This window comes from Helicobacter apodemus, assembly GCF_000765745.2.
Classification (GTDB): Bacteria; Campylobacterota; Campylobacteria; order Campylobacterales; family Helicobacteraceae; genus Helicobacter_D; species Helicobacter_D apodemus.
The window spans coordinates 1-10,821 of record NZ_JRPC02000034.1 but is presented as its reverse complement, the minus strand read 5'-3'; the positions used below and the strand labels follow the sequence as shown (position 1 = coordinate 10,821).

The 10,821-nt window shown below is 31.1% G+C and carries 10 protein-coding genes; 1 reads left to right on the top strand and 9 read right to left on the bottom strand.

Features of this window, described 5'->3' with window-relative positions; genetic code table 11:
- From LS72_RS09705 to LS72_RS09680, 6 genes are all read right to left on the bottom strand, one after another.
- Positions 1-903: HAMP domain-containing protein (locus LS72_RS09705; protein ID WP_194145598.1), on the bottom strand; the 903-nt coding region annotated here is incomplete at its 3' end.
- Positions 904-1,045: 142 nt separating this feature from the next.
- Entirely contained in the window at positions 1,046-1,300 is a 255-nt protein-coding gene (locus LS72_RS09700; protein ID WP_034555231.1) for a hypothetical protein, read from the bottom strand.
- Positions 1,301-1,432: 132 nt separating this feature from the next.
- Positions 1,433-2,422, bottom strand: coding sequence for a tRNA lysidine(34) synthetase TilS (gene tilS, locus LS72_RS09695; RefSeq protein ID WP_034555234.1), 990 nt, complete (start codon positions 2,420-2,422; stop codon positions 1,433-1,435).
- A complete protein-coding gene (gene rimO, locus LS72_RS09690) occupies positions 2,409-3,740 on the bottom strand; it encodes a 30S ribosomal protein S12 methylthiotransferase RimO (protein ID WP_138155302.1) in 1,332 nt (443 codons plus the stop codon). The genes tilS and rimO overlap by 14 nt, the downstream gene beginning before the upstream one ends.
- Positions 3,741-4,316: a Holliday junction branch migration protein RuvA gene (gene ruvA / locus LS72_RS09685; RefSeq protein ID WP_034554745.1), complete on the bottom strand. Its 576-nt coding sequence runs from the start codon at positions 4,314-4,316 to the stop codon at positions 3,741-3,743.
- A gap of 2 nt (positions 4,317-4,318) precedes the next feature.
- Positions 4,319-6,115 carry a FapA family protein gene (locus LS72_RS09680; protein WP_034554747.1) on the bottom strand — a complete coding sequence of 599 codons (1,797 nt, stop codon included), beginning with the start codon at positions 6,113-6,115 and terminating at the stop codon, positions 4,319-4,321.
- 85 nt (positions 6,116-6,200) lie between these two features.
- On the opposite strand from LS72_RS09680, the gene murJ reads away from it, so the two are divergent.
- Positions 6,201-7,616 (top strand): murein biosynthesis integral membrane protein MurJ, encoded by a 1,416-nt coding sequence (gene murJ, locus LS72_RS09675; RefSeq protein WP_034554748.1) that lies wholly within the window; start codon positions 6,201-6,203, stop codon positions 7,614-7,616.
- Here murJ and LS72_RS09670 read toward each other — a convergent pair.
- Genes LS72_RS09670 through LS72_RS09660 form a run of 3 tightly spaced genes read right to left on the bottom strand, consistent with a single transcriptional unit; the run spans position 7,606 to position 9,915 of the window.
- Complete coding sequence (locus tag LS72_RS09670) at positions 7,606-8,412, bottom strand: amino acid ABC transporter ATP-binding protein (protein WP_034554750.1); 807 nt, start codon at positions 8,410-8,412, stop codon at positions 7,606-7,608. The genes murJ and LS72_RS09670 overlap by 11 nt on opposite strands.
- A 21-nt stretch (positions 8,413-8,433) precedes the next feature.
- Positions 8,434-9,132, bottom strand: a complete 699-nt coding sequence (locus LS72_RS09665; RefSeq protein WP_238700796.1) for an amino acid ABC transporter permease — start codon at positions 9,130-9,132, stop codon at positions 8,434-8,436.
- A gap of 9 nt (positions 9,133-9,141) precedes the next feature.
- On the bottom strand, positions 9,142-9,915 hold the full coding sequence (locus LS72_RS09660; protein WP_138155301.1) for a transporter substrate-binding domain-containing protein: 774 nt from the start codon (positions 9,913-9,915) through the stop codon (positions 9,142-9,144).
- Between the last annotated feature and the right edge of the window lie 906 nt (positions 9,916-10,821).

The window sequence follows — 10,821 nt, the reverse complement described above, 5'->3', positions numbered from 1 at the left end:
TTCTGTAATTCTTGCTGTAAGATTTCCTGCTTCTATTTCTTTAGCAGTGGCTACAGATTGTTCTACAGCTTTTGTATCTTGTTCTAAGCCTTTTTGAGTTTTTTGAATGTTTTCATTAATAGCTACTGCCATTTGACCAAATTCGTCGTTAAATCTTGGTTTTAAGTTAGATGGATATTCGCCTTTATGTTGCAAGGCTCTAAAAAACTTATAAAGATGGTTTGAGATATTAGTAATTCTTGTTGTTATGTTTCTGTGTATATAGAAGAACAATACCAAGGTTAATATTAATAAAATAATAATACTACAACCTAAGATAATATAATTTAATTTATAAACATTGGCATAAATGGAATCTATGGGGGCTAAAGCTAGAATATTCCAAAAAATACCCGTTCTATAACCAATTTCAAAATTCGTTACCGCAACTAAATTTTCTTGCCCTTCGTAGTCTATAAAAGAAAATACCCCATTTTGGCGATTTTTAATAGCATCTATTAAGGTGTTATCATTTTTTTGATTGATAGCACTAGAGAAATTTTTTACAAGAAGATCTTTGTTGGGATGTGAAGAGATTATTAAATCTTCTGAAAGTAGGATTCTATAGTCATCATTAAAAAATGAATATTCATTGCTATTGAGTTTTTTCGATAGGTTCTCTAAATCAATAAATATTCCAACAACACCTTGCGTGATATTTTGTCGATCTTTTAAAGGAAAGTTAATGGCAATTCCCAAATGAGGTTGTTCTCCCCCAACACTTTGTATGCTTGGATTACCCATAGATATTTTTCCGGTTTTTAATGTTTGCTGAACGCTTCTCAAATCTGTAATTACTTCATCTGGTGCTATCATTACTACACTACCTGGATTTTGAACGTCATTATCTTTAGCTATTAACATAAATCCACCATTGTTTAATTTATATGCAGAGGGTATTGTATCCCCAATGAAATTTGCATCTTTTATATAAATATAACTATAAGTTCCCCAATTATTATTATCTAGGACATTTACGACGCTTTCTGCTAAAGATTGTAATTTGTTATATAGAAGAATTTTGGATAAGCATTTGGATTCTTCCGTGAGAATTTGCAAGTGCTGTATAAACTTCATTAAAAATTATGAGAGAACTTTTAGCGGCATCTTGAGAAACTATTTCTAGTAAATCTTTGCTACTTTTTAATTGAATATTAGAAGCAGCAATAGAGATAATAATAGACAAAGACCCCAAACAAAGAATAAAAGCTAATGAAACAATGATAGTAACTTTTGTGCCAATTTTTAGATTTTTAAACATAAATCCCCCCGTTTTGTATAAATTAGATTACTTAGATAAATGAAATTATAATTATTCAATCTTAAAAGATTGTAATTATTATGAAAAGTTAATAAAAAGTTTATCTTTGGTTCTTTAATTATCTTAAAGACCTTATGTTGGGAGCTTTTTTAAGGATTGTTGGTAATGGTAAAATTGGCGGAATTTTTTAGGGAGATTCATTTTTCTATAAATCTCCCTTTCTTGTTTATTTATCCTAACATTTAAGAGATAGGGAAATATATAAATTTTATTATTTCTTTTTTCTAAAGCAATTTTGTCCCCAAATACTAAGGAATATTCTTGCTGGTTTAAGTATTTTTGGATTTGGAATTTTTGCTTTTTTGAGAGGATATACCCTAATTTTTTATAAGCTAAATCAATCGCATATAAGTCTTTTGGTGTAGAAGTAAAACAATAATATCCTCCTAAATCATCAAGTGCTAATGTTAATTTAGATTCCTCTAAAAGCTTAAAGCTAAAAGCAATTCCCTTTTTAAACTCTTCTAAAATCTTATGGGTAAAATGGTAGCGAAAATAATTGCGTTTAAAATGCGTATTAGAGTTGCTAAAATCTTCAAAATAAAAGATTTTTTGCTCTCTTAGATAGTTTAAAATTTCTTGTTTGCTAATACCTAGCATAGGGCGGAGAATATTATATTCATAGTCTTTGATTCTTTGGGTGATGTGAGGCTGTATCAGCATAGCATTGATATTTGTTCCTTTACAAAACTGCATTAAAAACCATTCGAACTTATCATCAAGTTGGTGCGCTAAGACAATATTAGTATAAGTTTCTTTTAAAGCTAGGCTTTGAAAAAATTCATAGCGGATAATTCTTGCATTATGCTCGAAGTTCTTTTCTATTTTTGGAGATTTTAAAATATGGCATTGTTTATTATCCCAAAAACAGAGTGTTTTTGCTCTTTGTATTTCTAAGATGGATTGACACCTCGTGCCATAATCTACAATGGCTATATCAAAGTTAATACCATAAGATTTTAACAAAAAATAAAGTGCGGTAGAATCGGCTCCACTTGAGAAAGCTAAGAGATTTTTCCCTCCTCTTAAAATTTCTAGAAACTCTAATTTAGGCTTTTCCAATAACACAACCTATAAGAGTATCCCCTACAATTTCTGTTATTTTTATGCGATAAAATCCAAATTCTAAAGATTCTTCAAAGGTTTTATCATTAATTAAAATCTCTCCATCAATTTCTGGAGCAAATCGTATATCCCTTGCTTTATAGAGGTATTCACTTTCCTCACTAATGCCCTCTAATATGGCAGTAATTTCTTTGCCTACTAAATTTTTTAGGCTTTGTTGGTATTGCTTTTGAAAAAGAGTATGGATTTGTTTTAGTCTTATATTTTTAATTTTTTGTGGGATTTGTTCCATCATCGCACTTTTTGTCCCTTCTTCACAAGAAAAGCTAAAGAAATTTATCCTATCAAAGTGAAAAGATTCTACAAAATCGCAAAGTTCTTTGAAGTCTTCTTCTTCCTCTCCGGGATGCCCTATGATAAAGCTTGTGCGGATAAAGCTATCGGGAGCTTTTTGCATTAATTTTAAAAGATTTTTAAATTCCCCATTGCGTCCCATTTGTTGTAAAACTTTTTTAGAGCTATGTTGCAAGGGCATATCAAAATAATTATGAAAAATAGGGGATTGAATGATTTTTTGAATAAGTTTTGCAGAAGTTGTTGCGGGGTAGAGATATAAAATCCTTGCACTTTTAATAGGGATTCCTTCATAAACTAGATTTTCAATTCCTTCAATTAAATCCACTAATCCATCTTTAATGCCAAAATCTCTTAGGTATGAGCTTGAATCTTGGGAGATAAAAGTAAAGTCTCTAAAACCTTTTAAGGCGAGATTTTTCACTTCTTTAAGGGTTGAATCAAGTGTTCTTGAATGAAGCTTTCCTTTAAAGGAGGGGATAGCACAAAAGCAGCATTTTTGGTTGCATCCTTCAGAGAGTTTAATATAAGCGTGGATTGTAGAATTACTAATAATACGCATATTATTTTGTATTAAAAAAGTTCCTTTTTGGTTAGAAACAATAGTTTTTCCACTTTGTTTTCTCTCTTGTATGAGTTTATCAATCTTGTCATAATCCCCAACGCCTGTAATAATATCAATTTGTGGAATCTCCTCTTTTAACTCTTTAGCATAACGTTCGCTTAAGCAACCACTTGCGATTAAAAGTGCATTTTCTTTTTTGTTTGCTAGAGCGTTTAAAATCTCTCCAATACTTTCTTTTTTAGCCGCTTCAATGAAGCCACAGGTATTAATGATAACTAAATCCGCTTCGCTTAAATTTTGGGTATTTTCATAATCTTTTAATTTCCCTAGCATAACCTCACTATCAACGAGATTTTTAGTGCAACCAAGCGAAATTAAATGTAGTTTTTTGCTCATTTATAAACCTTGTATTTTTTTTAAGGCAGCTTTTACCATTTGTCCTACTTCATTAGGTTCTAAATCTTTTGTCGCCTTGTGGATAATATCATTTTTATAGCCTAGGGATTCTAGGGCTAAGATAACTTGATGGAGATTAGAATCTTCTTTTGGTGGTGTATTATGGCTAAGCTCTAAAGACCAACCAGAGAGTTCTACTAAGATTCTACCTGCACTTTTTGGTCCAATTCCTGGCACTTTTTGCATAGATGTAATATCGTTGCTTTCAACGACTTTTGCAAAAGTTTGTGGGGTATAAGTTGAGAGGATTGCCATCGCTACTTTTGGTCCTATGCCATTGATTTTAATGAGGGTATCAAAAAGCTTTTGTTCATTTTTTTCTAAAAAACCAAAGAGCATTTGAGCATCTTCACGCAAGATATGCGTTGTTAAGAGGGTTAGTGTTTCACCTATTTTTTGGGAAATTTGATTGCTTGTTTGTAAGGAGATGAAAACTTCATAAACTACTCCTGCACATTTTAGGGCAATCTTTGTTGGTTCTTTTAAAAATATTTCACCTTCTAATGCTATAATCATTGTTACTCCTGCAAAATTAGTTGTTTAGTTTGTTTATTGTAAGAGACTTTTTTGGGTTGGTTAGGTTTTGGGATAAGCATTAATTCTAGCTTTGGTGAATAGAAGTGATAATGCACTTCGTTATATCCTACCCAACCGCTTTGTATTTCAATTGTTGCATTTTGTGTTGCCTTATCAAAAGTGTTTAAGTCTTTTAGTGATTGTTTATAAGTTTGGCTAAGTTGGTTGATTGTTTCTTGTTTGTGTTTGAGGTCAAGAACAAGTTGATGATAGGCTTCAAATTCTTTAAGAAGATAACTAGGAGGGGTTGTTTTGGTGTTTTTATAAAGCATTAGGGTTTTTCTTGTCTCATCTGCAGTCGGCTTGAGTTTTTGGATATGTAAGATCTCTGCTTTTAGTTCTTTAGTTAAAATAATAACTTGTTGCATTGAGTCATTCTTTGTCTTTATAAGTGTATTAAAATATTCTTTAGCTTGTGGGCTGTAATTAGCAGCGATGAAAAATTTATTTTCTCCTTTTAACATTGTGGCAATTCTAATATTCTTTGTTGCGTATAAAAAAGCATTAGTATGGAGTTTTTGAATAAAAATCTCGTCTGCATAAATTTTTCCCCCATACATTTGTTCTACTTCTACTCTTTTTCCCTCGATAATACCTGTTTCAAGATTTTGTATTTTAATGATCTCTCCATATACATAACCTTTATGTATTTTAATGGTGGCATTTTGGGCGTAAATTTTTGAGCTTTGGTGTGTAAAACCCCCTATATTTACTTCTTTAACCTTTATTTCTGCATGAGCACCGACATTTCCTGCAATATTGACCTTAGAGGCTTCTACTTTCATTCCTTGCCCTAAAGATTCTTTGAGGTTATCTGCTTCTGTAATATTAATAGTAGTGCCGCTATCAATTCCTCCTATGAGCGAACCTGTCGTTTTAAGGCTTACTTCTTTAACTTCAAAAGTATCTTGAATTTGCAAATAATCTTTATCATATTTTAAAATCCCTCCTATGGCTGATAGATAATAGATGGCATTGGGATATTCTTTAGCTTTGATACTTGCACTGTCATATTTTAGAGGGCTATTTTGATGTAATATTTTTGGTACTTTTGGGATAATATATTCTCCACGAGTATTTCTACCGGGTTTGCCTTGCAAGGCTTTATGATAAATACAAATAATTTCATTTTTATTAATGGTTTGAAAATTTTTTGTTATTTCTTTTTTAAATTCAAGTTTAGATTCTAGGGTTGGTAGAAGATTGGTACCCTGAACTAAGAGATATTTTGCTTCTTGTTTTAAGGGGTATTCTAAGCTAGATAAAAACTCTTTTAAGGTTTTTTTTTCTGCAAATTCGTTAAAAATGAGGATTTTATTCCAAACTTTTATTTTCCTTATTTCTTCATAGAGGGATTCAAAGATGGTATCGGTATAAGTAAAACCTACCCTAAAGATTAAAAAAATTTCTGAAAATATTTTATCGGCTTGAAAATGGAATTGCCTCTGTTTTTTGGATTGTTCTTTGATTGTAACGCAATAATGTTGGGTAATAGTTAAATTTGAGTCTAAAAGATTATTGCGATTATTTAAAAAAAGATTAACTTCATTTTGTGGAATAAGCTTTAATTGTTGATCTTGAGAAGTTTTTTTATAAGTTATAATATTTTGTAAATCAAAATCTAAAGTATTAGGGTCTTTATTAAATTTTGAGGCTACTTGTTTAATGGCTAATTTAATATTTTCACATTCATTAACATAGTAAGGCTGAAATGTCGAGCTTGGTTTTTTGTTTAACATATTCTAAAACCTTTTTATGTAAAAATAATTTTTTAGTATTGTAATGTAAAATTACTATAAGAAGTATAAAATTAAAAGAGGCAAGGTGTTTTTTAAAGCTTTTTTAACCAATAGTAGCGGAATTTTAATATCAAGAATATTAGGGTTTATACGCGATTTGTTGATGGCTACTATTCTTGGGGCGGGAATTTATAGTGATATTTTTTTTGTAGCTTTTAAATTCCCTAATTTATTTCGTAGAATCTTTGGTGAGGGGGCTTTTAATCAATCTTTTTTGCCGAGTTTTTTAAAAGCTAGATATAAAGGGGGATTTGCTCTTAAAATTTTTTTGAATTTTTGCCTTTTGCTCTTGTTTTTTTTGTTGTTGGTGTGGGTGTTTTCTTGGGAGATAACAAAGCTTTTAGCTTATGGGTTTTCTGAAGAGCTTATTGCTTTAACCGCACCTTTGGTGGTTATTAATTTTTGGTATTTATTATTAATCTTTATCGTAACCTTTTTAGGGGCAATCTTGCAGTATAAACATAATTTTACCGCTTGGGCGTATTCCCCTGCAGTGTTAAATATAGCGATGATTATCGCATTACTTTTAGCACAAAATTCCGATTCTTATACAAGTGTTTTATACCTAAGTTATGGGGTTTTAGCTGGTGGAGTTGGGCAGATTTTATTGCATTTTTATCCTTTGTGGAGGTTGAAGTTTTTTAAGCTATTTTGTGTAGGAGTAAAAGAATTAAAGTGCAAAAAGGATTTTATTTATAAAAGCGTAAAATCTTTTTATAAGCAGTTTTTTCCAGCTATGATTGGAAGTTCTACCGCACAAATCGCTTCTTTTGTGGATACCTTGTTGGCTTCCTTTTTAAGCAGTGGCACTATTTCTTATTTGTATTATGCTAATAGAATCTTTCAACTCCCTTTAGCAGTTTTTGCTATTGCTACTTCTGTGGCACTTTTTCCTTTTATCGCAAAATGCCTTAAAGATAAAAAAGAGGATGTAGCCTTAAATGCTTTGAAAAAACCTTTTTGGCTTTTATGTTTTTTGTTAAGTATCTGTGTAGTAGGAGGTATTTTATTACAAAGGGAGATTATTTGGCTTTTATTTGAAAGGGGGAAATTTTTGCGTGAGGATACACTTCTGACCGCTTCTGTGTTTAGTGCTTATATGGTTGGGCTTTTGCCTTTTGGATTAGCTAAAATCTTTTCTTTATGGCTTTATTCGCAAAATCAACAATCTCTAGCGGCTAAAATTTCTGCTTTTTCTTTGGGGATAGGTGTGCTTTGTTCTTTGGTTTTAATGCAATTTTTTCAAGCCTTTGGATTAGCATTAGCCGGAAGTATTAGCGGAATGGCGCTTTTATTACTTACTTTGCATTATTTTGGTTGGAAAAAGTTTTTTATCCTTTTAAAGAACTGGAAGTTGATTATGTTATTGGTATTATCTTTAAGCGTAGAGATTGTAGGTATTAGTGGATTTAAGTATTTTGTTTTTGAAATTAGCTCCTAATATGGCTTAAGAAAAATTTTAATCGTTCATTTTTTGGGTGATTAAAGAGTAGATGGGGAGATTGGTCTTCTAAAATACTACCATTTTCCATAAACAATACGCGTGTAGCAACTTCTTTAGCAAAACTCATTTCGTGTGTTACACAAATCATACTCATTTCCTCATTAGCTAAGTCTTTCATTAGTTCTAATACTCCTCCTATCATTTCTGGATCTAACGCACTGGTTGGTTCGTCAAAGAGCATAACTTCAGGCTTCATCGCTAAAGCCCTAGCAATAGCGATTCGTTGTTTTTGCCCACCACTAAGGCAGGAGGGGTATTCGTTTCTTTTATCATATAAATCAATTTTTTCTAAGAGAGCCTTTGCGATTTCTTGGGCTTCTTGGGGGGTTGCTTTTTTTAGCTGTATGGGTGCTAAGGTGATATTATCTAAAACATTGAGATTATTAAAGAGGTTAAAATGTTGAAAAACCATCCCCATTTTGCTTCTTGCTTCATCAATGTCCTGACGCATTTTTAAGTCATATTCTTTAATCTTTAATTTCAAGGCATTTTTAGAGATATTTTGAAGCTCTGGGTAGAGATTAGGGCTTAAATTAGAGATTCTTTTATCATTAAGCCATATCTCCCCACTATCTGGAATCTCTAGTAGATTAAGGCAACGCAAAAAAGTGCTTTTTCCTCCCCCACTAGGTCCTATAATCACTACTTTTTCACTTTTATGGAAAGTTATATTAATCTTATTAAGCACAATTTTTTGCTGATATTTTTTAATAAGTTCTTTAACTTCTATCATTTACTTTAATTTCCATTGACCCTAATTTTCACTTTTTCTTAATTTTCTCTCATAAAGACTAATACAATAACTAGCTATTAAAACAAGCACTAAATAACAAAGCGCTAAAGAAAAGTAAGGCACCATATATTCATAACTTGAACTCCCAATAACCCTAAAGGCATAGGTTAAGTCATGCACGGTAATGTAATTAGCCACAGAAGTTTCTTTTAAAAGTGTAACAAATTCATTGCCTAAGTTTGGCAGAGCATTTTTAAAAGCTTGGGGGAAGACGACAAAACGCATACTTTGGTTAGCGTTTAACCCTAACGCCCTAGCAGCTTCATTTTGTCCTCTATCAATACTCAAAATTCCACTACGCATAATCTCACTAACATAAGCCCCACTATTTAAACCAAAAATAATAACTGCTACAAGTAATGCACTACTTCCAGCTAATCCTAAAAGCGGTAAAATAACAAAGTAAATAAAGAGGAGTTGTACCACAATAGGAGTCCCGCGAAAAAACCCTACATACATTTTAACTATTATCGTAATATATCTTTGCAAGGAGTTTTTTTCTTTTTTAGTGATTAAAATAGCAATGAGTGTGCCAATGATAATACCGATAAATAATCCACAAATTGAAAGTAAAATCGTAACAAAAATTCCTTCAAGGACAAGGTGATAACTGCCTTTTAGGATTAATTCTTGATAAAAAATTGCTAATTTTTCGCTCAAATGCAGACCTTAGAAGTATTTTTGTAGGATTTTTTCCATTGTGCCATTCTCTTGCATTTGTTTTAAAATATCGTTGATTTGTTGTAATAAGATAGGGTTGTTTTTATTGACCCCAACCCCATATTTTTCCTCTGTTAGGTAGGTGTTAATGATTCTTGTGCTAGGATTTGTTGCAGCAAATATTCTAGCGGGTGCCTCATCAATAATAACTAAATCAATTTGCTTATTTGTGAGGGCATTAGTTGCTAAACCTCCATTAATAAAGCCTTTAACCTCTGCGTTTTTAAATCCTTCAAATCCCCAGCTTTCATCACCCATTGCATAAAAGGCGCCCGTTGTCCCACTCTGAACCCCAATTTTAATCCCATTTTTTGCCCTAATCCAATCAATAAGTGCTTGTGTATCTCCCTCTAATGCAGGATTATAATCTTCCTCCCTAACAATTACAACTTGTGCGGCATTATAATAAGGGATAGAAAAATCAATCACTTTAGAGCGGGTAGGATTAATCGTTAATCCGCTCATTCCAAAATCTGCATTACCACTATTAATAGCACTTACCACAGAATCAAATTCTATATCTAAGATTTCTAAAGTTTTTCCTAATTGTTTCGCAATTTCTTGTGCAATTTCTATATCAATTCCTTTAAACTCTTTGCCCTCTTTGTATTCAAAAGGAGCAAAGTTTGCTGCTGTAGCTACAACTAGTTTATCCTCTTTTTTACAGCCTAAGAGAAAGAGGGGTAATATCATTAAAAATAGCGTTAAAGAAAGTTTTTTCATTTTTCACTCCTTGAAATTTGGAGAGAGATTATAACAGATTTTGCAAAATACTGAAGGTAAGAATTGATAGTTTTTCTAAAAATATCCTCATTTTCCATATTATGAGTTAGAACACATAGAATCTTTAGAGAGTTGTTGTAATTTATGAGTATTTAAAGAAACTTTTGTAGCAAAAGAGTTAGCTTTATATTCTCTAAAATCATTATGAATACGTTGTGTATTATTATTGTATTGATTTTATAATAATCTTTTTATCTAACACTTAAACCTTAAAACCAATAATTCCTTTCTATCCTTGCCCTTAAAAATTCCCTATATCTGTATAAGAAGTAATAAGAATTTGTGGAAGATTCTTAAGCTATTTAATTTTATTAATTAACCTTATTGAAACTCCCTTTTTATACTTAAACTTATACTCTCTATATTAAATATTAAAGAGAAAACAATTTGCGTTAATAACATTTAGAATAATCAAAAAGAGACAAAGATTATAAAGTGTTTAAAAAAGCATACAAGATTGCAAATCTTTAGTAATACTAAAATATTACTAAAGAATCCTAACAATACTAAACAATCCTTAAGAAATAAAGTAAGTAATACTTTATAAGAAGTTAAACCCTTATCCTTGATAAACCCTTTTAAGGTTTAAACTCTATTAAACCTAACCCTACAATAAACTTTAAAAGAATGATAAATAACCAACAAAAGATTCAAACAAAACTTAAGCTTTCAAAGAAATAACCTACTAAAACTTTAAAAGAATAAACAAAAACCAATAACCCCACTAAAGCTTTCTTATATACAACAAAAGAAAGCTTGATTGAAACTAAATAAAACCCTTAAAGGATAAAGTAAGTAATACTAACTAAAAGTAAGTAAAAGCACTAAGCTTTATTGACTCTTAAT

Excerpts from the sequence above, each read along its gene's own strand:
- LS72_RS09700 (WP_034555231.1), bottom strand. The coding sequence starts at position 1,300 with ATGTTTAAAAATCTAAAAATTGGCACAAAAGTTACTATCATTGTTTCA.
- rimO (WP_138155302.1), bottom strand. The coding sequence starts at position 3,740 with ATGAGCAAAAAACTACATTTAATTTCGCTTGGTTGCACTAAAAATCTC.
- ruvA (WP_034554745.1), bottom strand. The coding sequence starts at position 4,316 with ATGATTATAGCATTAGAAGGTGAAATATTTTTAAAAGAACCAACAAAG.
- LS72_RS09680 (WP_034554747.1), bottom strand. The coding sequence starts at position 6,115 with ATGTTAAACAAAAAACCAAGCTCGACATTTCAGCCTTACTATGTTAAT.
- LS72_RS09670 (WP_034554750.1), bottom strand. The coding sequence starts at position 8,412 with ATGATAGAAGTTAAAGAACTTATTAAAAAATATCAGCAAAAAATTGTG.
- LS72_RS09660 (WP_138155301.1), bottom strand. The coding sequence starts at position 9,915 with ATGAAAAAACTTTCTTTAACGCTATTTTTAATGATATTACCCCTCTTT.